Annotated in this window: 21 protein-coding genes; 16 read left to right on the top strand and 5 right to left on the bottom strand. The window is 54.7% G+C overall.

Features of this window, described 5'->3' with window-relative positions; all coding sequences use genetic code 11:
- Window positions 1–210: 210 nt before the first annotated feature.
- Window positions 211–2,193: an EAL domain-containing protein gene (locus tag AB8B76_RS08045; protein ID WP_405271525.1), complete on the top strand. Its 1,983-nt coding sequence runs from the start codon at window positions 211–213 to the stop codon at window positions 2,191–2,193.
- Window positions 2,194–2,216: 23 nt separating this feature from the next.
- On the opposite strand, the gene AB8B76_RS08050 is transcribed toward AB8B76_RS08045, so the two are convergent.
- The 3 genes from AB8B76_RS08050 to AB8B76_RS08060 form a co-directional block, all read right to left on the bottom strand.
- Window positions 2,217–3,908 (bottom strand): amidohydrolase family protein, encoded by a 1,692-nt coding sequence (locus AB8B76_RS08050; protein ID WP_405271527.1) that lies wholly within the window; start codon window positions 3,906–3,908, stop codon window positions 2,217–2,219.
- 33 nt (window positions 3,909–3,941) lie between these two features.
- Window positions 3,942–6,320: a Tex family protein gene (locus AB8B76_RS08055; RefSeq protein ID WP_405271528.1), complete on the bottom strand. Its 2,379-nt coding sequence runs from the start codon at window positions 6,318–6,320 to the stop codon at window positions 3,942–3,944.
- Window positions 6,321–6,440: 120 nt separating this feature from the next.
- Window positions 6,441–8,072, bottom strand: a complete 1,632-nt coding sequence (locus AB8B76_RS08060) for a diguanylate cyclase domain-containing protein (protein ID WP_405271530.1) — start codon at window positions 8,070–8,072, stop codon at window positions 6,441–6,443.
- A gap of 197 nt (window positions 8,073–8,269) precedes the next feature.
- Between AB8B76_RS08060 and AB8B76_RS08065 the strand changes: the two genes are divergently transcribed.
- On the top strand, window positions 8,270–8,527 hold the full coding sequence (locus AB8B76_RS08065; protein ID WP_405271532.1) for a YkgJ family cysteine cluster protein: 258 nt from the start codon (window positions 8,270–8,272) through the stop codon (window positions 8,525–8,527).
- A 78-nt stretch (window positions 8,528–8,605) separates the two neighbouring features.
- Window positions 8,606–9,619: a zinc transporter ZntB gene (locus tag AB8B76_RS08070; protein WP_405271534.1), complete on the top strand. Its 1,014-nt coding sequence runs from the start codon at window positions 8,606–8,608 to the stop codon at window positions 9,617–9,619.
- Window positions 9,620–9,640: 21 nt separating this feature from the next.
- Here AB8B76_RS08070 and AB8B76_RS08075 read toward each other — a convergent pair whose 3' ends face one another.
- Together AB8B76_RS08075 and AB8B76_RS08080 are read right to left on the bottom strand one after the other, a co-directional pair.
- Complete coding sequence (locus tag AB8B76_RS08075; protein WP_405271536.1) at window positions 9,641–10,489, bottom strand: TauD/TfdA dioxygenase family protein; 849 nt, start codon at window positions 10,487–10,489, stop codon at window positions 9,641–9,643.
- A 79-nt stretch (window positions 10,490–10,568) separates the two neighbouring features.
- Window positions 10,569–11,594, bottom strand: coding sequence for a DUF3187 family protein (locus tag AB8B76_RS08080; RefSeq protein ID WP_405271538.1), 1,026 nt, complete (start codon window positions 11,592–11,594; stop codon window positions 10,569–10,571).
- A gap of 136 nt (window positions 11,595–11,730) precedes the next feature.
- Here AB8B76_RS08080 and AB8B76_RS08085 point away from each other — a divergent pair, with 136 nt between their 5' ends.
- The 13 genes from AB8B76_RS08085 (at window position 11,731) to uraH (ending at window position 23,463) form a co-directional block, all read left to right on the top strand.
- On the top strand, window positions 11,731–12,462 hold the full coding sequence (locus AB8B76_RS08085; RefSeq protein ID WP_405271540.1) for an urease accessory protein UreD: 732 nt from the start codon (window positions 11,731–11,733) through the stop codon (window positions 12,460–12,462).
- Between the two features lie 132 nt (window positions 12,463–12,594).
- A complete protein-coding gene (gene ureA, locus AB8B76_RS08090) occupies window positions 12,595–12,906 on the top strand; it encodes an urease subunit gamma (protein WP_405271542.1) in 312 nt (103 codons plus the stop codon).
- Entirely contained in the window at window positions 12,906–13,211 is a 306-nt protein-coding gene (locus AB8B76_RS08095; RefSeq protein WP_405271544.1) for an urease subunit beta, read from the top strand. The genes ureA and AB8B76_RS08095 overlap by 1 nt, the downstream gene beginning before the upstream one ends.
- Window positions 13,211–14,908, top strand: a complete 1,698-nt coding sequence (ureC, locus tag AB8B76_RS08100; RefSeq protein WP_405271546.1) for an urease subunit alpha — start codon at window positions 13,211–13,213, stop codon at window positions 14,906–14,908. The genes AB8B76_RS08095 and ureC overlap by 1 nt, the downstream gene beginning before the upstream one ends.
- Window positions 14,909–14,919: 11 nt before the next feature.
- Complete coding sequence (gene ureE, locus AB8B76_RS08105) at window positions 14,920–15,417, top strand: urease accessory protein UreE (RefSeq protein ID WP_405271548.1); 498 nt, start codon at window positions 14,920–14,922, stop codon at window positions 15,415–15,417.
- Window positions 15,418–15,444: 27 nt separating this feature from the next.
- Window positions 15,445–16,104 (top strand): urease accessory protein UreF, encoded by a 660-nt coding sequence (locus tag AB8B76_RS08110; protein ID WP_405271550.1) that lies wholly within the window; start codon window positions 15,445–15,447, stop codon window positions 16,102–16,104.
- Between the two features lie 55 nt (window positions 16,105–16,159).
- A complete protein-coding gene (gene ureG, locus AB8B76_RS08115; protein WP_405271552.1) occupies window positions 16,160–16,780 on the top strand; it encodes an urease accessory protein UreG in 621 nt (206 codons plus the stop codon).
- Window positions 16,777–18,261 carry a xanthine dehydrogenase small subunit gene (xdhA, locus tag AB8B76_RS08120; RefSeq protein ID WP_405271554.1) on the top strand — a complete coding sequence of 495 codons (1,485 nt, stop codon included), beginning with the start codon at window positions 16,777–16,779 and terminating at the stop codon, window positions 18,259–18,261. The genes ureG and xdhA overlap by 4 nt, the downstream gene beginning before the upstream one ends.
- Entirely contained in the window at window positions 18,254–20,656 is a 2,403-nt protein-coding gene (xdhB, locus tag AB8B76_RS08125) for a xanthine dehydrogenase molybdopterin binding subunit (protein WP_405271556.1), read from the top strand. The genes xdhA and xdhB overlap by 8 nt, the downstream gene beginning before the upstream one ends.
- Window positions 20,657–20,658: 2 nt before the next feature.
- Entirely contained in the window at window positions 20,659–21,594 is a 936-nt protein-coding gene (gene xdhC, locus AB8B76_RS08130; protein ID WP_405271557.1) for a xanthine dehydrogenase accessory protein XdhC, read from the top strand.
- The gene (gene alc, locus AB8B76_RS08135; protein WP_405271558.1) at window positions 21,591–22,625 is read left to right on the top strand and encodes an allantoicase; all 1,035 of its coding nucleotides are present in this window, start codon (window positions 21,591–21,593) and stop codon (window positions 22,623–22,625) included. Before xdhC ends, alc begins: the two co-directional genes overlap by 4 nt.
- Window positions 22,625–23,125, top strand: a complete 501-nt coding sequence (gene uraD, locus AB8B76_RS08140; RefSeq protein WP_405271559.1) for a 2-oxo-4-hydroxy-4-carboxy-5-ureidoimidazoline decarboxylase — start codon at window positions 22,625–22,627, stop codon at window positions 23,123–23,125. The genes alc and uraD overlap by 1 nt, the downstream gene beginning before the upstream one ends.
- The gene (gene uraH / locus AB8B76_RS08145; RefSeq protein WP_405271560.1) at window positions 23,122–23,463 is read left to right on the top strand and encodes a hydroxyisourate hydrolase; all 342 of its coding nucleotides are present in this window, start codon (window positions 23,122–23,124) and stop codon (window positions 23,461–23,463) included. Before uraD ends, uraH begins: the two co-directional genes overlap by 4 nt.
- Window position 23,464 lies beyond the last annotated feature (1 nt).

Genomic DNA, 23,464 nt, shown 5'->3' on the forward strand with positions numbered 1-23,464 from the left:
CTGCGCATAATACATATTATGTTAAATAAAGGATTTGGTAAGTGTCTCGCGTTGTAGGTACCAGAACGCAAACACGGACCTCTGCCCCAAGCCGCTCTGCAGCCTAATAATCCGCCCAAAGCACCCTTAACTTTTGATTGATATTTTTTCACCACTAATTTACCGTTTTTGTACCCACACTTGTAAGCATTAGGCCTCGAGAGCTACCGCATGACAGAAAGCGCACTGACCGACGGTTTTGCCGCCTTTATTCGAGGCGCGTGGAAAGAACGGCAAGCCGGTTTTGCGGGCTACAACGCTAATCGCCAGCTAATAGAAGACGGTTGTGATCGTCCGCTTCCCTCAAGCCTCGACGACCTGTTGGTAGGTGCTGCAACTTTGGTCAGTGATTCCCGATATTCCATTCACTTGTGTGAACATGTTAGCGACCCATCCGAGGGGCCTGAGATCATCGCTGTTGTTGAATCTCACGCAGACCCAAAGTGGGCTGTAGCAATGGTGCCCAACATCAGGAGGCGTATCTGGGACATCATGCGACGCACCCCCGTTGCGATAATTCGTGTAGATCCTGAGTTTAATGCCCTAGACGCTACCGCCGCCGCGCAGGCTTTGTTTGCCGGGCACCCTGCCCCGTTCACCGGCACCAACTGGATGTCCTGCTTTGAAAACGACATCCGCGAAACTTTGCTCAAACTCCCAAAAAACGGCGGTTCCATAGAGGCGCGGCTATCGACAGGCGATGGAAAAACGAGTGACTTCTATGTTCGTTTATTAGAAGACCCAGGCGAGCGGTACATCCAATATGTCATGCTCAGCAAGCACCAAATCGGCCAAAGCACCGGTGCGCCCATCATCGGTCAGGCCTTAGATGTCGATGCTATGACCGGTGTCCTGTCTCGTCGGGGGCTTTTCTCCCTTGCGGAGCAAGCTCCACCCGATGCTGACTTTGTGGGCGTTTCCATAATCGACATGGTCGACATGGAAGGCGTCAACCAAATGTACGGTCATGCTGCGGGTGATGCTGTCCTGAAATCTGTAGGCCAGCGTTTGCGTCACCACAGCGGCAAGCACGACGTCATCGCGCGGGTGAATGGCTCGACCTTTGCCGTTCTCATGCGCCGAGACTCAAGCGACCTTAGTATAAAGACTATGACAAAAACGTTAGTTGATGCTGTGGTACAGCCAATCGCGGTAACTGTTAATGGTAGATCGACTCAACTAAGCATCCAGTGCTTCGCAGGTATCTGCGAACACTGCAAAGACGCCGGTGGGCTTACCAGCGAAAACCTCGATAAGTGCCTGCATGACGCCAAAATTGCCCTGAACACTACCCGTGATTCTGTAGACGAAACTGTTGTTTTGTTTACGCCCAAGCTTGAGGTGGCGAGGACTTTAAAACGCCATAAAAGCGACGAATACCAGCGACTGCATCAAAATCGCGCGATTAGAACCTATGCACAGCCGATCTACGATGTATCCGGTACCGAGCTCATTGGCCTTGAGGCACTGAGTCGCCCTTCGCAACCGCTGATTCACCACCGATCAATCCACGACCTTATTGAAACTTGTCGCACTACAGGTGGTACCACAGCGTTTTTCGATCTACTGATGCACAAAAGCTTACTCTCCTTTAGTCAATTGATTAAATCGCACAAAAGCCTTGAGGGTATTCGTCTTAATCTCAACGTCGATGTGGCGCAGGTGCGCGAGAGAGGCTTCGCCAAACGCTTGTGCTCGCATTGCACTCAAGTGGGCGTGCCGCCGCACCAAGTGTATGTGGAGCTCACCGAGTCAGCGTTGATGGAGTACTCTCGAGTCTTGATCAGCGAGCTTAAAAGACTCCGCGACTGCGGGTTTATGCTGTCTATGGATGATTTCGGAACCGGCTTCAGTTCGCTCAAACGCCTTCTGGATTATGAGTTTGATCAACTGAAGATCGACCGCTACTTCATTGAGCGAAGTGTGAAAGACCCTCGCGCTCGCCTGTTGCTGAAACACATGACCGAATTCGGACAGTCCTCAGGTATGGAGATCTTGGCGGAGGGTGTGGAATCCCATGACGAGCTCTCTATATGCAGTGAAGCCGGAGCAAATCTCGTACAAGGCTACCTGTTTGGGCGCCCTGCTCCTATTGAGGACTTGCCCGCGATACTCAAGACCGCAACGATTTCAAATAGCCTTCGTATTGCTTAGCCGTTTCTCAGCGGCGAGGCCGCTTAGTTTTCTGCGCCTGAATTGAGGTAGCCAGGGCCACGAACGGCTCTACCAGCGTCCGCGCCGGTGTGTTCGCCATCGGCCACTACCGGTACACCGTTCACCAAAACGTGATGAACACCGGCCGAATACACATGAGGCTTATCAAAGGTCGCATGATCAGCCACGCCGTCAGCATCAAACACCACTAAATCAGCATAAAAGCCTTCTGCAAGGCGACCGCGTTCAGAAACACCCAAGGTCATTGCGGGTAACAGCGTCAAACGCCGCACAGCCTCCTCCAGGCTTATAACTTGCTCTTCGCGCACGTAACGCCCCAGTAATCGCGCGACGTTGCCATAGGCCCGTGGATGCGCCGCCTGACTAAGCTTGTCCCCTTCTGCAGCTATGGCTTGCGCGTCGGATCCGAACATCATCCACGGCTGGCGTATCTGAGCTTTGAGATTGTCTTCGTTCATCAGGAAGTAAACCGTGTCGACTCGTGAACCATCCGCTATCACCAAATCGATAATGGTGTCTCGCGGATTCTGGTCGCGGCTTTTGGCCACTTCCGCTACCGTCTTGCCTTGGTACTTCTGCAGTTCGGGGTTTCTAAAACCGATGAGAAGCATTCCTTCCGGGCCCGCAAAGTACCCAAGGTTCTCCCAGTCATTAGCATTCTGGGCCATCTCCCGCTTAACACGCTCGCGGATTTCAGGATCGCGGAGACGCTCCGCCCACTGCTCGTAGCCTCCCGCTTGTACCCAGGTGGGCATCGCAGCATCGAGGCCCGTAGCGCCTGCTGTGTAGGTGTACATATCGGCGGTTACTTCGCCGCCGCTTGACGCGTACGCGTTAATCCGCGAGATCGCCTCCTCCATTTTTGGCCAATTAGGCGTGCCCCCTGCTTTTAGGTGATGGATCTTAACGGGTATGCCGGCCTCCCTGCCGATACGAAAAGTTTCTTCAATGGCTTCGAGCAACATGTTTCCTTCACTGCGCATATGCGCTGTGTAAATACCGTTGTGTTGAGCTGCAACTTTGGATAACGCTATGAGCTCCTCCGTGTCTGCGAAGGTTCCGGGCGCATAGATCAATGCAGACGTTAAGCCCAATGCTCCGTCAGTCATCGCGCTTCTCACTTGCGCTTGCATAGCGACCAGTTGCTCAGGCGTGGGGGCGACGTCATCTGATCCGAGAACATTTACGCGTACCGTCGCTGCTGAAACGAAGGTCGCGAAGTTGACTGAGACACCGCTGGCCTCGACGTGTTGCAGATATTCGTCTACGGAGCTCCAGGGTAGTTCTTCTAAAGAGAGATTTCTGCTTTGAGCGAACTGCGCACGAGACCGATTTGTCAGCGGCGCTAAAGACACTTCACTAAGTACCTCAAAAGTCACGCCTTGGAGCACATCACTCATAGCTCGTCCGTCATCAATGAGGGATGTATGTGCGTGACTAAGCAAGTTGAAGAATCCCGGGGCTACGGCTTTGCCGCTGGCGTTGATATCGATGCGGGCCGATTGACCTTCTAAGTCACCGATGAAGGCGATGCGGTCACCTTCGACGCCGACATCGGCCTTGTATGCTGTGCTACCGCTGCCATCGTAGATGGTGCCATTGCGGACTATCACATCGTATTCGGATGCCTGACTGTGCCAGGAGGTTACGGTGGCAATACACACCATCGCCAATTGCACTAATGAACGGCTCATACGAACGCCTTTTTCGAGTTGATGATTTTTGTGTCAGCCACCTTGGTCGTTTTTCAGCGCTTTGGCAAACGCGTTTGCAAAAGCTCCGCTTGGCTTCGCTTGGGTGTTGGACGAACGGCTTGCTCCCCTGCTCCGATCACCCTGCTTTGTACCCCGGGAACCGGCAGGCTTTTGCGCTGAGGGGGACCTTCGCCCGCCAGTTTTTTGCCCCTCACCATCAGTTCCGGTCTTGTCTTTCGCACTATCGTCCAAGCGCATGCTTAAACCGATACGCTGTCTTGTCACATCCAGCGTCATCACTTTTACTTTTACTATCTCGCCGGCCTTAGCCGCATCTCGGGGATCCTTAACAAACTTCTCTGACATGGCAGAGATGTGCACTAAACCGTCCTGGTGAACACCGACGTCGACGAACGCGCCAAAGCTTGTAACGTTGGTAACTGTACCTTCGAGCACCATGTCGAGTTCCAGATCGGTGATTTTTTCGACACCGTCCTGAAGCCTAGCCGTTTTGAACTCTGGTCTCGGGTCGCGGCCTGGCTTTTCCAGTTCTCGCAGAATATCGGTCACCGTCGGTAGACCCACCTGTTCGCTAACGTACTGCTGTGCATTCACAGCGCGAAGGAATGGACTGTCGCCGATGAGAGAGTGAAGCTCGCGACCATTCTGTAGCGCTATATCTTCCACGACCGGATAGGACTCTGGATGCACCGCTGAGGCATCCAAGGGGTTATCTCCATCCATCACTCGCAAAAAGCCGGCGGACTGCTGAAAGGTCTTGGCCCCCATCCCGGGAACCTCGAGTAGCGCTTTGCGGCTGGAGAATCGACCTTTGGCATCGCGCAAAGCGACAATGTTGTCGGCTACGCGGGCACTTAAGCCTGATACTCGTGTGAGCAAGGGACTCGATGCGGTATTGATATCCACACCGACCGCATTTACGCAGTCCTCAACAACGGTATTGAGTTGCCTTCCCAGCTGCAGCTGGCTCACATCGTGTTGGTACTGCCCCACGCCTATGGATTGTGGATCGATTTTTACAAGTTCGGCCAAGGGGTCCTGGAGGCGTCGCGCAATGGATACAGCCCCCCGGATAGTTACGTCGACGTCAGGAAACTCTCTTGCAGCGAGCTCTGACGCTGAGTAAATCGATGCGCCCGCTTCGTTCACCATGACACGCCGCACGGCCAAGTGTGGCTTGCTCGCGAGCATTTCTGCTACGAAGCGATCCGTCTCGCGACTGCCAGTTCCATTGCCAATACTGATTAATTGCACGCCGTGCCGTTCGATCATCGCCAGTAGCGTCGCTGCCGCCTCCTGAGTTTTATTCTGCGGCGGAGTAGGATAAATGGTCGCCTGATCCACCAGCTTTCCCGTTGCATCTACCGCAGCGACCTTCACGCCGGTGCGTAGTCCTGGATCGAGACCTATCGTTACTTGTGGCCCGGCCGGCGCAGCGAGTAAAAGATCCTTCAAATTGCTCGCAAAGACTCCGATGGCTTCTGTTTCTGCTTTTTCGCGCAGCAGCATCAAAAGATCGCTTTGTATGTGAGCTGACAACTTCACGGACCAGGTCCAGCGAACAACTTCAGATAACCATTTATCGGCCGGCCGCCCTTCGTCGTAAATGCGCCAATGCTTGGCAATCATTCCCTGGCACGGATGCACATCTGCACTGCTTTCATCGGGAGTTAAGCGTAAGTCCAGCATTAGGACGCCCTCGTTGCGACCACGGAACATCGCTAGGGCCCGATGAGAAGGTACAGAATGCAGAGGCTCGGTGTGCTCAAAGTAATCACTGAACTTAGCGCCCTCCTCTTCTTTGCCTGGCACAACACGTGCAGCCAACAGGCCCTCAGAGCTGAGAAATCGACGAAGGCTGTCCAGTAAATCAGCGTCTTCTGCAAAGCGCTCCATTAAGATTTGCTTTGCCCCGTCGAGAGCCGCTTTGGGAGTATCAAAACCCGCATCCACAGCCAGGTAGCCCTCTGCAGTAGGCTCGGGGACCAATTGAGGGTTTTCTAACAGGGCGTCTGCCAGCGGCTCGAGACCTGCCTCACGAGCGATCATGGCCTTAGTACGGCGTTTTTGCTTGTAAGGAATGTAAAGATCTTCCAGCCGGCTTTTGGTGTCAGCGCTTCGGATCGAAGCCTCCAGGGCAGGCGTCAACTTACCCTGCTCATCCACGCTTTTCAGTATGGCTTCGCGACGCTCTGCAAGCTCCCGAAGATAACGGAGCCGCTCTTCCAAATGGCGCATTTGTGTGTCATCGAGTCCGCCGGTCAGCTCTTTTCGATATCGGGAGATAAACGGTACCGTAGCGCCTTCATCCAGCAGTGTGACAGCAGCCGTGGCCTGATTTAGTCCGATACTGAGTTCTGCGGCTAAGAGCGCAGTAATAGCTTGGGTCATGACTTGGGACAGGTCCTTAACAACAGGGAGCGATAAAAAGCGCCGCATTATGGGCGGGAGAACGTAAACACTCCAGTGTTAAATCGGCTTCAACGAGCCTACCAGACGAGCAAGCGGAGCTTAGGCGTTAGCGGCCTTTTTGGACAGAGCCTTGTCTGCATACATTCGTTGGTCAGCGTACGCAAGGAGCGCCTCTGGCGTGGTGCCATCATCGGGGTAAAGTGCTACGCCAATACTGACACTGGTCTGGTACTCACCGTGCTCTAGATGCAGTGGTTTCTGCATTCGTGCGGCAATACCCATGGCCGCCACCCGTGCATCTGCGCGACCGGCCAACTCCCATAGGATGACGGCAAACTCGTCGCCCCCCAAACGGGCTGCCACGTCTGAGCTTCTGCAGGACTTTGCAAGGCGATCTCCGATGGCGACGAGAACTTTGTCACCAGACGCGTGGCCATGAGTGTCGTTAAGGGCCTTGAATTCATTAACGTCGATATACACAACGCCCATGGGGCGTTTGTTTCGCTCGGCGAGGCTTATTGCTCTAAACAAGTTTCGATCGAACTCACCGCGGTTAACCAGACCAGTTAAATCATCGGAGCGTGCAGAAGTCTTAAGTTCCTCTATGCGAACCCTGTTGCCCGAGAATTGCAGCGCTGTTAGCCACGAAATCGTTATGATCAAAAGTCCAAGAAGTACCTTGGACATTCTTGGGAGCATACGATTTGCGGCGAGTATACTCTCGAGTTGTACCCTTGGTATGTGGGATAAAACGATCCAACCTCCTTCTGCACCGCTTCCGGGTTTTGGCACAGTCCAAGCTACGGGATTGACCGACGGTCGCTCGCCAAGCCGGGCAGGAAGTAGCACGCGATAGCTGAACAGGCCGTTGTCTGTTCGGAACACACCCGCCGTGCTTTTACCGATCTGCCCCCACTCTTGGGGCATACGTGTCGCGAAGCTCAGATCATCGGCAGCATTCAGCACGTAATCCTCTGGTTGAAAACCGGCAGACTCCATTAACCATCGGCCACGAGCGCTGAGAATATTTGCATTGCCCCTCGCTACCTTTCCAGAAGCAAACAAACGATCAAGTAAGACACGCGCTTTGTAGTTGATGATCGCAATGCCTACCTTGTTGTTTTGAGCGTCATAAACGGCCATTGCCAATCGAATGACGGGCTTAAGCGGATACTCCAACACTCCTCGTTCTCTATTGAACTCTACTGGCACGATGAGAACTCTGCTGCGCTCAACTTCCTTCGCCCGTTGAAAGTAATCGCGGGCTGATTTGTCCTGTAAGCCTTCTTGCCCGACGATCTTGGAGCCATCGCGCGTAGACTCGATTCTCACGACCTCTTTACCCGTCAGGTCTAGAAACCGTAATTGATCAAAAACCGGATGTGTTTCAGAAAAGTCCAGCAGTGTTCTCGCGACACGCTCTACGGGGGTCGATTCCGCAAGATTCCTTTCAATGAGCAGCACCAAGTATTGCAAACTGGCTGTGGTAGAAAAGAGGGTTTGCTGAACCGTCCGTGACATGGAGGCGGCAGCTTGCTGCTCTTCTTTCTCCAAGGATTTTAGCAAGGCCTGTTCGGAGCGTTGGTCACCATAACGAATCACACCAAACACAAGCACGCTGAACACGATCAGCGCCAAGGGCAACACCTTGGCGAATACGCGTATTTCTCGCCGATCAGGCAGCAGATATTGGCTGATCCCGGTGTTATATGAGTTATTAGAGTTATTCACGGTTGACCCGAGTTAGTCTGTCTGCCGGACAGCATGTCCGATTCTTTGCACAGAGGTTTTACTGCGCAGAACCCGCGTTACTCTGCTGAATGTTCAGTACATAATCAAGAGTCGGGAATGGTTATATTTGCCACTGCAGGGTGGCTTTTTTGACGCTCCAAATAAGCAAAACAAGAGTAAAAAAGTATGAAGAGTTTGTGATCTGTCGAAAGGGCTGCGGTGCTTGTTGTATTGCCCCTTCTATTTCCTCTCCCCTTCCGGGCATGCCTGACGGAAAGCCCGCGGGCATAGCCTGTATCAATCTCGATGCGCGAACCAAAAGCTGCAAAATTTGGGAGACCCATGATTACCCAAAGGTTTGTCGAGATTTCAGTCCTCATAAAGATGTCTGTGGAGACTCCCGGGAACACGCTATTTCGTTGATTAGTATCCTGGAGATAAAGACAACACAGTGATTGCGCTTCGACTCGCTTGCGCGGCCGTTTGGCGCACTGCATTATCTACCGGTGTTTACCCTGTGAACTGGTGTAGCAATGTCGGCTGTCCGACCACCGCACGATCTTCCTTCCGATTCCAAGCCGCCTCAGGGCTTGGTCCATGCGCTGCTTTTGGATGGCGCAGGTACTTGCCGCCCCTACGACTGGTCGTTGGTCGGTGCGTGGACCCCCGATGAAGGCAGTCTCTGGCTGCATTTTGACTTCGAGGACGAAAGCGCGCAGAACTGGCTGAGAGATAAGAGCGGCCTGAACGATATCGCATTTAGCTCACTCACCAATGCGGAGACACGGCCTCGAGCTCTGAACCGTGGAGATAACCTGCTGCTGACCTTACGGGGCATCAATATGAATCCCGGTCAGGAACCTGATGACATGGTTTCCCTACGGATGTGGACCAACGGTAAGAAGCTAATCAGCACACGTCGTCGCAATCTCATCTCGACGAAGGATGTGTTGGATGAGCTCGATGCCGGCAACGGCCCTAGGAACACCGTAGAGCTCCTGGTCGTGTGGACGGAACGGATTACCGGGCGTATGACCGACACCATTGAGGGTTTTGAAGACAACGTGCTGCTCATAGAGGAGCGTCTCCTCAGTGGTGAAACGACGGGCATCAGGACAGAGCTTGCCACGTTGCGGAAGCAAATCATCTCAGTGCGGCGCTACCTAGCTCCCCAGCGAGAAGCAATGAACCGCTTAGTTGCAGAAAACCTCAGTTGGTTGGATGACCTTAATCGTCTGCGACTTAGAGAGATTAATGATCGCCTCATACGCCATATTGAAGACATGGATGAGGTCAGGGATCGGGCCGTGCTCGCACAGGAAGAACTAGCGAGCCGTATCGCGGAACAAATGAACGCACGTAGCTATTTGTTCACTGTCGCCGCCGTGATATTTCTCCCTCTGGGGTTCCTTACCGGCCTCATGGGAATCAACGTTGGCGGAATGCCCGGCATAAACAACGACTACGCTTTCTGGATTGTGGTTCTTCTTAGTGCTCTAGTCGGCATCGGACTGACCTTGATCTTTAAAATGCGCCGCTGGTTGTAGGGAACCGCAAAACCGAGGTGCTCAAAGCCCCCCCGCCCCGATCGTTGTTCGATGTAAAAGACGGTCGTACCCATCGTAGCCACCCGTTGCACGATGAAGGAGACAACGGTTGTCCCACATAATCAGCATGCCCTCTTCCCACTTGTGCGTGTATAGGTTCTCTTCTCGGGTCTGCCACGCGTAAAGCTCCATCATCAGTTCCACGGCCTGTTCGTCGGCCATGCCTTCAATGCCGATGATGTAACCCAGGCAGCTATACAAGGAAGCGCGCCCGGTTTCGCTATGCCGGCGGATCAAGGGGTGCGTTTGCACCGCTTCCGCCTCTGGTGAGGGGCGAATATCCATACTGCGATCACTCGCTGCGTCGTTTGCACCATACATGCCATCGGGAGCGTAACCCGCTTTTGCAGAATGAATGGCGATGAGTCCTTCAATGCGCTGACGCAACTCCGCAGGCAGCGTGTCCAAGGCCTTGTGCTGGTTGGCAAAGAGAGTTTCGCCACCTGTGGGGGGAATGGTAATGCCATAGAGGCAGGTCCCTATGGGAGGGGTATCCTGAAAACTCCAGTCGCTGTGCCAAGCTTCCGCGAACAACGGCGCTTGTTCATCGGCCCGTCGCTCTATCGCGATGACGTGGTCGCGACCGGCTATGGGGGCGATGAAGGGATCCTCTCCAAAGGGACCAAAGTATTGGGTAAAGCGCTCAAGGTCATCATCGCTAAGCGTTTGCTCGGGGAACGCCAATACGTGATGCTCCAACCAGGCTCCACGTAGCGCTTTTATAATGTCATCTGATAATGGTCGAGAAAGATCTACACCTGTGACACGCGCGCCGCATGCCTGCCCCGAGGGTTCAACATTGATGTTCATGGTGAGCTTTGTCCTTATTATATTTCTGTGGTTTTGAGTCTAGCAGCGTATCTCTCAGACTGCTCGCCGAGTAAACGGCTCAGAATGAATGGGATAGTGCGAACCTAAAACTGACGTCTGGCGCACTCCCCACCGCTAAGTCCTCTACAAACTGCGCATCGATCAACCAGCGCTCCAGCGGCTGCCAACGTAGGCCCAAAGTTCCCCATATGGGTGGGCCGTTCGTCCGAAGTACCTGCGCATCGTAGATCGCGTCATGGCTATCCACCTGGGCGAGAAGCGCGAAGGAGTCAGCAACTTGCCAGCCAATACTGAGTCCGGCAAATGGCGTCACCGTATCGGCCTCGGGATCAAAGCCAATCCCTCCCACCTCAGTCACGCCTGCTTGAATATTGCAGCTTAGCCGCGCAAAAAAGCAACTTTGCCAAGACCAGCGGACTCCAAGAGACGCGCCCGAATCACCACTGCCCGTAAATTCCTCCGGGGCGCCCGTGTCAAACTTGTACTGAGCCAGAGCGCCAAGAGTCCAAGTCTCCGCCGTAATCAGTTCGACGTTGATACCAAGTTCAACATCACCAATGCTGGAGCTCTGAGACTGAAACTCAAAGGCAGAAGCGCCCGAGTAGGCATACCGCAGCTGATTATCTTCTTGCACACCGCGGGGGCCATCGGGCATACCCCAGAACGCGTGCCATCCATCTATGAGTCCATCAAGGTTGCCTGCACCGTGGCTGACATAAGGCACGTTCAGAGAAACAGCGACTCCTTTGCCCAACCCTCTTTGGATCCGAAAATCATGGCGGCGTGTTTCACCATCAAGCTCCAAGGACTGGCTGGTGCTGCTCTCTAGCACCGCGTGGCTAGCCCAATGTAGCGTCCAAGCTAGGTCCCAGACTCCCGCTTCCAGCGAGGAAGCACTCGCCATGACAGGGATCCCAAGATTTACGTACAAGGGTGACAAGTTTCGACTGGCGATCGGTTCGGTAAGAGCATCGTCACTCAGCGCCGGAGATACTGCGATAGCCGTAGCAGACATGACCGCGGAGCACGCTGCGTGCGAGGTATAGCGCCAAAATCCCGGGCAATGCGGTAAGGTAGACATCATGCTCTTAGAACCCCTCAAAACCGCAGTGGAGTCTAGCAAGCCTCTTCGCCAGTGGCGCGCTCGCCTGGACCTTTCTTTTAAGGAAAGTGAGGGGAGAACGCGCTTTGCGCACTGCTCACACGAAGGACCCCTGCGAGTGCAACGGCTGTTTTATCCGGAGGTAGGTGGTAAGGCGCACTGCTATTTACTCCACCCCCCTGGGGGCGTTGTCCTCGGCGACGAGTTGCAAATCAATATCCAGGTACAAAGCGGGAGTGCACTGGTAACCACGCCCGCAGCAGGACGTTTTTACACCGTGGACGAGCACCAGGAAGTGCAACGTCAAACCGTGAATCTTTCCGTCGATGACGCCTGTTTGGAATGGCTGCCTCAAGAAACCATTCTGTTTAACGGCGTCAATGCAGCGCTGGAAACCCGCATCGAGCTGGGCGCCGATTCAAGGCTCGTATTCTGGGACGTGGTAGTACTTGGCCGCCCCGCCTGCGGCGAGAGCTTCTCTAGCGGTCGCCTCAAACAACAATTAGAGGTGTACCGAGAGAATCGGCCGCTGCTTATTGAACGCCTGGCTCTTGCAGCGGGAGATCGTATGAGTCGATCGCAGATGGGGATGCAAGAGCAGAGTACCGTGGGCGTCATGGTGCTCACGGATCATGCCGCGGACGAGTTGCTTGAGCAGTGGCTGAAAAGCGTGAATCATGAGCTAAACGAGGGTGAATTTACGATTACTCAGCGCTCGGGGCTCATCATCGCGAGATACCTAGGGGAGGATGCCCTGCGTTGTCGCCAAGGTTTCACGCAGCTCTGGACAACCATCGCTGAAGAGACGACAGGGGTGAAGCCCGCAATACCTCGTATATGGCATACATGATGCTTACTTATGTTTAGGGCAGCTTTGTGGCTCTTACTGGTAACACTTGCTCCTAGCACTTGCTCCTAGCCCTTGCTCGTAACTACGGCTGTGCCTATGCTCTTGCGAATGCCGATGATTTAAGGATTTGGGATGGAACTTAGCCCCCGAGAGAAAGACAAGCTGTTGCTGTTCACCGCCGCCCTACTCGCTGAGCGGCGGCGAGACCGTGGGGTGAAGCTTAACTACCCAGAAGCCCAGGCGCTCATTAGTGCCGCGATACTTGAGGGCGCTCGCGATGGCCGCACCGTCGCCGAGTTAATGAGCTTCGGGCGCACCATTTTGACGCGTGATGATGTTATGGAGGGCGTGGCAGAGATGATTCAGGAAGTACAAGTAGAAGCTACGTTCCCCGATGGCACCAAGCTGGTCACTGTGCACGACCCCATTGCGGGGGCCGCGTAATGATCCCCGGCGAAATGATTACCGCTGAGGGCGAACTCAGCTTAAATGAGGGGCGTGAGTGCATCAGCGTCGCCGTGGTGAACAGCGGAGATCGCCCCGTTCAGGTGGGTTCTCACTATCACTTTGCAGAGAGTAACCCTGCCTTGTTGTTCGATAGAGAAGTAGCCCGAGGCTTCCGGCTCAATATCGCCGCGGGCACCGCGGTACGTTTTGAGCCGGGCCAAAAGCGTGAAGTGGAATTAGTTGCCCTCGCTGGTAATCGCAAAGTCTACGGCTTTCGCGGCGACGTGATGGGAGATCTCTGATGCGCAGGATCAGTCGTAGTGACTACGCAAGCATGTTCGGCCCCACCGTCGGCGACAGGGTTCGGCTTGCGGACTCAGAGCTATTTATCGAAGTGGAAAAAGACCACACGATTTACGGCGAAGAAGTAAAGTTTGGTGGCGGAAAGGTTATCCGTGACGGCATGGGCCAATCACAAGTTAGCTGCGCTGAATCTCCCGATACGGTGATTACCAACGCCTTGATTTTAGACTACTGGGGTGTGGTGAAGGCGGACGTTGCGATTACCGCCGGCCGCATCAGCGGTATCGGCAAAGCAGGCAATCCCGATGTTCAACCCGGGGTTGATTTCCCCATAGGGCCCGGCACAGAAATTATCGCTGGCGAAGGTCAAATACTTACTGCGGGTGGCATAGACGCGCACATACACTTCATCTGTCCGCAACAAATAGAAGAAGCGCTTATGAGCGGCGTTACCACGATGCTCGGGGGCGGTACGGGCCCGGCAACAGGTACTAATGCAACAACTTGCACTCCCGGTCCCTGGCACATTGGCAAGATGCTCCAAAGCGCTGAATCGTTTCCTATGAACCTTGGCTTTTTGGGGAAAGGAAACGCCAGCCTTCCCATCGCTCTGGAGGAGCAGCTCCGTGCTGGAGCACTGGGTCTAAAGCTTCATGAGGACTGGGGAACGACCCCCGCGTCCATAGACAACTGTCTAAGTGTTGCGGAACGCTTTGATGTTCAGGTCGCGATCCACACCGACACGCTAAACGAATCGGGTTTTGTCGAAGATACCATCGCGGCGTTTAAGGGCAGGACAATCCACACCTATCACACGGAGGGGGCCGGAGGCGGTCACGCTCCCGACATTATCAAAGCCTGCGGCTTGCCCAACGTACTCCCCTCCTCCACGAATCCTACTCGTCCCTATACGATTAATACCGTCGACGAGCATCTGGATATGTTGATGGTCTGCCACCATCTGGATCCATCCATTCCAGAGGACGTAGCCTTCGCGGACTCTCGTATTCGTAAAGAAACAATTGCGGCCGAGGATATCCTTCATGACCTGGGAGCATTCTCAATCATCTCCTCCGACTCCCAGGCTATGGGTCGTGTGGGTGAGGTCATCTGTCGAACCTGGCAGACCGCCAGCAAGATGAAGTCCCAGCGTGGGTCTCTGGGCTCTGGCGCGGCGGATAACTTTCGCGCCATGCGATACATTGCCAAGTACACGATTAATCCCGCGCTCGCGCACGGAATCGCACATGAGGTGGGCTCCGTAGAGCTGGGTAAACTCGCCGATCTATGCCTGTGGAAACCGGCTTTCTTCGGAGTAAAGCCGGCGCTCATCATTAAAGGCGGCGCCATAGCAGCGGCCCCCATGGGAGATCCCAATGCTTCGATTCCAACGCCTCAGCCCGTACATTACCGTCCCATGTTTGGTGCCTTTGGTAAGGCCAGCCATGCCACGAACGTCAGTTTTGTCAGCGGTGCCTCCATTGAGGCCGGTATAGCTGACTCACTCGGCCTCGACCGACGGCTCGTGGCCGTCAAAGACTGCCGTAGTGTCACGAAGGCGGATATGCGCCTCAACGACTACCAACCTCACATGGAGGTTGATCCTCAGACCTACGAAGTCCGCGCCGATGGCGAACTACTTACCTGTGAACCTGCAAGTGTGCTGCCCATGGCGCAGCGTTACTTTCTTTTCTAGGACCCCGTTAGATGGATGAAATGATGCTTGAGGCCTACCATCACTCCACCGCTTTTGACGGCACCTGGCAGGATGAAGTGCATTTGGTGTTTTCAGAGAGAGAGAAGTCTCGCTACCGCACGACGACGGAGCGCGGTCAGGAGCTGGGATGGTTTCTCCCCAGAGGCATTGTTCTGGGAGATGGCGATGCTTTGGTCTGTGATAACAAGGAGATCATATTGATACGTGCAGCTAGTGAGTCCCTTACCGAAGCTTACACAGATGACGGGCACCTGCTTCTGCGCGCTGCCTATCACCTGGGTAACCGCCACGTAAGCTTACAGATCCTTCCCGGTGCCCTGCGTTTCCCGAGAGATCATGTTCTTGAAGAGATGCTTAAAGGCTTGGGCTTAGAAGTACGTGCGGTTGATGACGCGTTCACACCTGAGTCAGGTGCCTACGCGGGCGTCACGCACAGCCACGAAGCTGATCATGAGCATGGTCATGCGCACTCTCATCACCACGGCTAGAGAGCCCAGGCGCATTAAGCGAGCTTCATGACCCTCTCACAATTACATCTATTGCACCTCTCCAGTCCAGCACTGCCCATCGGCGCTTATGCCTACTCGCAGGGCCTCGAATACGCGATTGAAGCAGGCTGGCTGGAAGATGAAGAATTATCGAACTGGTTAAGCGACGGACTGATGCTGGGAGTCGCCCAGCTGGATCTGCCGATTCTTTTGCGGGCGATCAACGCGCTGGATGCTAGAGACCTTAGCGCGCTTAGTCATTGGAACGATCGAATTCTGGCCAGCCGGGAGACAGCAGAGTTACTTCTGGAGGATCAGCAAATAGGTGCAGCGCTGTGGCGCTTGCTCGAAACTTTGGACACAACGGCTCTCCCTGCCATTACCCAGCGTCCTGCTTACGCCGTGGCGTTTGCGATCGCCTGTCACCAATGGCAAATAGACGAGGATGCCGCCGTTCAAGGTTACGCTTACAGCTGGCTAGAAAATCAGGTAACGGCAGCAACCAAGCTAGTACCATTGGGGCAGACTGCCGCACAGCGGCTTTTGCTGAAGCTACTGAAGTTGATCCCCGAAGCCTGTACCCACGCCAGGACAGTTGAGGATCATGAGCTGGGCTTGAGCTTGCCGGGGCTTGCTATGGCTTCCTGCCGCCATGAGCGACAGCACACACGTTTGTTTCGGTCGTGAAAGAGGCCCTATGAGCTTGTTTCCACCACAATTATTGCCAAAAGGAAATTGAAGGATGAGTAAACCTGCGCTTCGAGTAGGTATCGGCGGCCCCGTTGGGTCCGGTAAAACCGCTTTAGTGCGTTTGCTGTGTCAGCACCTCAAAGATCGCTATAGCATCGGTGTTATCACCAACGACATTTACACCCGAGAGGATGCTGAGTTTTTGCTCCGTCACGACGCTCTGGAAGGCGAGCGAATTCTGGGCGTAGAAACTGGCGGCTGCCCCCACACAGCCATTAGGGAAGACGCGTCGATGAATCTCGCGGCGGTTGATGAATTGCAGGGGCGTTTTACCGATCTCGATGTGCTCTTTATCGAAAGTGGCGGGGACAATCTCGCAGCGACTTTCAGTCCAGAGCTCTCGGATCTCACTCTCTATGTGATCGATGTGTCGGCCGGAGACAAGATTCCACGCAAGGGTGGTCCCGGTATTACCAAGTCTGATCTCCTGATTATCAATAAGATTGATCTGGCACCGCTCGTAGGCGCTGATCTTGATGTCATGGATCGCGATGCTCGAAAAATGCGCGGGGAAAGGCCCTTCGAGTTTACGAACTTAAAGAGCGAACACGGACTTCAGGCCGTCATCGATTTCATCGAGAATCGCGGCATGCTCAGCGAGGGTGGTCTGTGATTCGATTCTTACATCAGCAGCAAGAAGTCGCGCTTGAGAACGTCGGTGCTGACACCAGCGTACTGGATTACCTTCGAGAGCACCGGGGACTCACTGGCACCAAGGAGGGCTGTGCTTCGGGTGATTGCGGCGCTTGTACCGTGGTCGTGGCTAAAGCGGCTGAGAGCGGCCTCGAGTACACGCCCGTTAATGCATGCATTGCCCCTTTAGGCAGTCTTCACGGCACAGAGCTGATCAGCGTTGAAGATCTTAAGGACGGCGATAAGTGGCACCCGGTGCAAAAGGCAATGATTGAGTGCCACGCCTCGCAATGCGGTTTCTGCACGCCCGGGTTTGTGATGTCACTGTTCGCGCTGTACCACTCTACTGCTGATGTCGAGGCCGCCGTGGATCGCGAAAAAATACTGGAGGCTCTTGGCGGAAACCTATGCCGCTGTACGGGCTATCGTCCCATCATCGACGCTGCAGAACAGGCGCTAGCAGAAAGCGGCAAGGACCAATTCTCACGGCGAGCGCAGGCCACCTTGGATCAGCTGCGCGCGCTCCAGGACACAGAAAGCGAAACAGCGGCTCTGGAGACAGAACATGGACACTACTATCGGCCTCGGGATGCAGCCCATGTGGCGAGCCTGCTGGCTGAGCATCCCGATGCTCGGCTTATCGCAGGAGGAACGGATCTATTTCTGGAAAGCACCCAGGCCCTAACACCGCTACCTGTTTTGATCGACCTCGCCGCTGTGCCCGGTTTGCATGCTGTGAAAGTGGGCAAGGACGAGCTTGGCTTTGGAGCGGCAGTGACCCATCGAGCTGCGCAAGATGCGGTTTTCAATGATTACCCGGAGCTTCACGAGTTGATTCAGCGCTTCGGATCCCTGCAGATCCGCTCTCAGGGCACCATCGCTGGCAACATTGCGAACGCCTCCCCTATCGGCGATTGGCCACCGGTGTTTTTGGCCTTGGGTGGCAGCATTGAGCTCCAGTCCAAGAGTGGGATTCGAGAAGTTTCCGTCGACGACTTTTTCCTCGACTACCGGAAAACCTTGCAGGAGCCGGGCGAATTTATCTCGACGGCGAAACTGCCGCGCCGCCAAGCGCACACTTTTTTACGCGCCTACAAAATCTCCAAACGCTTTGAAGACGACATTTCATCGGTGTGCGCCGTGTTCGCACTGGAAATGGATAACGATCGTATCGTTTCAGCCAAGGCTGCCTTTGGTGGTATGGCCGCCATCCCCAAGCGTGGGAAAGCAGTGGAGTCTGCACTGACAGGACTGAACCTTCGTACTGACAGCGTGGAGGCAGCAATAGCGGCTGTTCCAACAGATTTTCAGCCTATTACTGACGCTCGCGCGTCTGCCGACTATCGCTTGATTGTTGCCCAACGACTTCTCGAGCGCTTGCAACAGGAGTATCGCGGAGATACGCCAACGCGGGTTCACGATGAGTCTGGGTTCAAAGCGCGAGTAAGCAGTCATGCCTGAGATTAACGAGAGCAATACTGTGACTAACAACGCGCCGGCTGCAACTTCGGCAACAACTACAACCACAACCACAACCACAGCCACAACACCGGCAGGTTCGGCAGGTCAGGCGATCGCCCACGAGAGCGCTGCTAAGCACGTCTCGGGTGAAGCTGTGTATGTCGACGACATGATGGCTCCCACGGGAACACTCCACGCCTATGTCGGGCTGTCGACCGTCGCTCATGCCGTGGTGTCCAGCATGTCCCTCGCTGCGGTCAAAAATGCCGAAGGGGTGGTTGATGTCATTACGCGGGACGACATCCCCGGCATTGTGGACATTGGCTCTGTGTTCCCCGGTGATCCACTCATGGTTGGTATAGGCGACACCGTGGAGTTTCACGGGCAGGTGTTGTTTGCGCTTGCGGCGACGAGTTACGCCGCTGCCCGACGGGCTGCGCGCTTGGCTAAGATTGAATACACCGCCCTCCCCGCCCACTTGACTATCGAAGAGGGGCTAGCGGCAGAGAGCTTTGTGCGTCCTGCGCATTATCAGAGCAGAGGCAATGCGCAAGAAGGACTGCGAACTGCTGACCAGCGGCTTCAGGGCGAACTGCAGATTGGCGGACAGGAGCAAATGTACCTTGAGGGGCAAGCATCACTGTGTGTTCCCGAAGAAGATGGCGGAATGCTCGTTTATTCCTCAACGCAAAACCCAACCGAGGGCCAAAAGTTAGTGGCCGAGGTACTGAAAGTCGATCTCCATAAGGTCACCGTAGACACTCGACGGATGGGCGGAGCTTTTGGTGGCAAAGAAACCCATGCGAACCAATGGGCTTGCCTGGCGGCCATACTGGCGCGGCGTACAAGGCGTGCGGTCAAGCTCCGCCTCGCTCGGGGTGACGATATGCGTGCCACGGGAAAACGCCATCATTTTCTGAGTCGCTACGACGTGGGGTTTGATAATGAGGGCCAGATTCAGGCGTTGGATCTTATGCTTGCCGGGGGCTGTGGTATGTCCCCGGATCTTTCCGATGCGATTGTAGATCGAGCAATGTTCCATAGTGATAATGCCTATTACCTGCCCCAGGTCGCAATTGCGGGCCACCGCGTAAAAACGAATACCGTGTCCAACACAGCCTTTCGCGGCTTTGGCGGCCCTCAGGGGATGGTTGCCATAGAGGACGTAATCGACGCTATTGCTCGTTCTACGGGCAGAGATCCATTGGATGTACGCAAGAGTAATTTGTACAGCGCCGAGGGCGGCCGAGACGTCACCCATTATGGGCAAACGATTGAACAACACGTTTTGCCGATGCTTATGGAGCGGCTCGAGGAGACTTCTGACTATCGAGCCCGCCGGGAGTCGATTCGCACTTTTAACGCCAGTAACAGCGTTCTCAAAAAAGGCATTGCCCTAACGCCGGTGAAGTTCGGCATCTCGTTTACCGTGCAACATCTCAATCAGGCCGGTGCCCTCCTACACGTTTATACCGACGGTAGTGTTCAACTGAATCACGGTGGCACCGAGATGGGCCAGGGCCTGTACACCAAAGTTGCACAGGTCGTCGCGCAAGAACTGCAGATCGATATCTCGAATATTCGCTGCACAGCGACACGAACCGACAAAGTACCCAACACCTCCCCAACCGCCGCCTCCTCTGGTAGTGACATCAACGGTATGGCTGCGCTCGACGCAGCTAGGACACTACGTCAGCGGCTTATCGCATTTGCCTGCGAACACTTCTCTGTCGCAGAAGATGCGGTGGTTTTTTCGCCTAATCAAGTCAGCGTCGGGGAGCAAGCTTTCACTTTCGCCGAGTTTGTGAATCTTGCTTACCGCCAGCGTATTTCCCTGTCCGCGACTGGCTTTTATCGCACACCCAAGATTCACTATGATCGTGAAACCGCAAGCGGACGACCTTTTTATTACTTTGCCAACGGCGCTGCTGTTTCTGAAGTTGTCGTCGACACCCTCACAGGCGAGTATCGCGTTGAACGGGTGGACATTTGTCACGACGTAGGAAACTCCCTAAACCCCGCTATAGACATCGGTCAGATTGAAGGTGGATTCATACAGGGCATGGGTTGGCTTACCAGTGAGGAGCTTGCCTGGGATACCAGTGGGCGTCTCACAACGGTGGGTCCTGCCACCTATAAAATACCGGCCATTGGTGACACGCCGCCGATTTTCAATGTGGAGCTACTTCCCGACAGTCCCAATGCCGAAGCAACGATTTTCCGTTCCAAAGCCGTGGGAGAGCCACCGTTAATGCTGGCTATTTCAGTATGGTCAGCCCTTCGCGATGCCATCTCTAGTATGGCCGACTACCGTGTACACCCGAAACTTGATACTCCGGCAACGCCCGAGCGAGTGCTAATGGCCTGCGAGAGCCTGCGCTCAAGGTCGTCTTAGTTATGGCTCCCGCAAACGGCCACTGGAGTGAGTGGGTTCGAGAGTGTGAGACGCTAGGTCATGCCTATGTCATCGTCACCATGCTGGGTGTCAGAGGATCAACCCCGCGTGATGCCGGCACGAAAATGGTGGTGAGCAAGGACGACTTTCGGGGCACGATTGGCGGCGGAGAACTTGAATATCAGGCCCTGGAACGTGCGCAGGAGTTGCTTAACAGCATTCAGGCAGGGCAATGGGTAGAGAATTTCCCTCTGGGTGAGAAACTTGGGCAATGCTGTGGTGGCAGCACGAGTCTTCTGTTCGAGCACTTTGTACCTGCTGTACAGCCCCTTTATCTTTTTGGCGCAGGTCACGTGGGTCGGGCCCTTGCCCCCCTGTTGGCGACACTTCCTTTGAATGTTCACTGGGTAGACGCCCGTACTACGGAGTTCCCCGAAGCACTCCCGCCCAGTGTCACGGCGCTGCATCCCGAGGAGCCCGTAGATATCGTCAGCGAGGCGCCACCGGGCAGCTACTACGTGATCATGACGCATCAGCATCCCTTGGATTACGCGATTATGGAGGCTGCGCTGCGTAGGCAAGACGCCGCCTATGTCGGCGTCATCGGATCCGAAAGCAAGTGGCGTCGCTTTGCTATGCGACTGCAACATCGGGGTTTTAGCAAGGATGATATTTCTACGGTCCGTAGCCCTATTGGTCTGTCCGCGGTCCCAGGAAAAAGGCCCGCGGAGATCGCGGTATCGGTAGCGGCCGAGGTCATCGCGCACTATCATGCGCGCCGAGATACGATACAGAGCAATCCCGGACCTGGCTGGAAGCAGCTGCAGGCCCAGCTGAGTGCTTCTCAAACTTCATTTACTAAAACTCAAGCTGCCGACCAGAGTGTGCCCGGCAGCGCTCACAGTGCGAGCGAAACGAGCTCGAAGGTAAAACAATGACCGATGATTTTGACCGGGACGCTATGGATGATTTCCAGTTCCGCTATATCAACTTATTGGCAGAACGCGTAGGCGGTCGAGCAATCAACTGCAGCGATCAATGGTTCGCCAGTTGTGACAACCTGGTAAAGCCTGGCCGCGGTGTTTTTAAAGCGGGCGAGTTTTCGGATAAGGGCCAGGTAATGGACGGCTGGGAGTCCCGCCGGAGTTTTGGCCGCCAGTTCAGAATGAGTCAGCTGGATCACGATTGGTGTGTTTTACGTTTGGGGTTTGCCGGCCGCATACGCGGTGTCGATGTCGATACCCATCATTTTCGCGGGAATGCGCCCTTACAAGTCGCGGTTGACGGCACCCATGTAAAGCTCGATCCGGAGTCAGACACACAGTGGACGGAGATCATCCCCCTTACCGATGTTCTTCCCGACGAACAAAACCCCATCCCTTGCGATAGCACCGAGCGTTGGACGCACCTTCGTTTGCGTATCTATCCCGATGGAGGCGTAGCGCGATTTCGGGCTTATGGTGAAGTCCTGCCTGATGCGGGCGACTACCTTGAGGACGAAACGGTAGATCTGGCAGCGGTCGGACTCGGTGGCCGAGGTGTGGCAGCCTCAGATCAGTTCTTCAGTTCGACAGACAACCTGGTGATGCCCGGTCGTGGCGTGAACATGGGTGATGGATGGGAGACGCGGCGACGCAGGGACGAATTCAACGACTGGGCGATCATTAAGTTGGGTAAACGAGGAACCGTGCGGAAAGTGATACTCGATACCGCTCATTTGCGCGGTAATTTCCCTGACCGCTTCAGCCTGGAGGGCTGCATGGAGCCTGATGCCCACGTCCCTTCGGAAAACGCATCGTGGACGCCGATTATTGATCAGCAAAGTCTCTGCCCTGACCGTGAGCATACCTATACCCGTGAAGTTCTATGCCCCGAAGATCAGAAATTCAGTCATGTAAGGCTAAACATTTATCCTGATGGGGGCGTAAGCCGTCTGCGAGTGTTTGGCATTGCCGAGTGGGATACCTAGTGACAATCACAGAGTTCAACTCACTCACGACAGACGCTGCGAGTCGGGCGCTAGAACTTTGCTGCGTTAGTCAGCAATGGATAGCAGGCGTACTGGAAGAGCGACCCTTCAAGGACCTCTCTTCCCTCCAGCAAGCAGCAAACTCCGTATGGAATACGCTGGAGCGCGATGACTACCTTGAAGCCTTTGAAGGCCATCCCAAGATTGGCGACGTGACCTCGCTTAAGGCCAAGTATGCCGGCAGTGGCAATCTGGCAGCCCATGAACAATCTGGAGTCTCCAGTGCCAGCGATACAGTTATCGAAAGACTGGCGGAAGGTAACCGACAGTACGAAAAAGCCTTTGGATACATTTTTATCGTGTGCGCCACAGGTAAGTCCGCTGAAGAAATGTGCGAACTACTTGAGCAGCGTCTGAGCAACGATCCTGAAAAGGAGCTGGCGGTCGCCGCCGAAGAGCAAAGAAAAATACTGCAGATTCGCTTGGAGCAATGGCAATGAGTCAAATCACTACGCATATCTTGGATACTGCGCTGGGTCGACCGGCGTCAGCAGTCCCACTCGCTCTTCACCAGTTCCAAAACGACGAATGGACCGAGCTAAGTTCGGGCGTCACAAATAACGATGGGCGGGTTGCGGGGCTGCTGGCTGCGGATCTCAAGCTGCCCGCCGGCACCTATCGAATGCACTTTGACACTGCAGCTTACTTTTCAAAGCTCAATTCGGACGTTTTTTACCCGTACGTGGATGTCGTCTTCAATCTGGACGATAGCGGCGAGCATTACCACATACCCTTGCTGCTATCGCCCTATGGTTACTCTACCTACCGGGGTAGTTAGC

Origin of the sequence: Congregibacter sp. (assembly GCF_045107095.1) — a bacterium.
Taxonomy (GTDB): Bacteria; Pseudomonadota; Gammaproteobacteria; order Pseudomonadales; family Halieaceae; genus Congregibacter.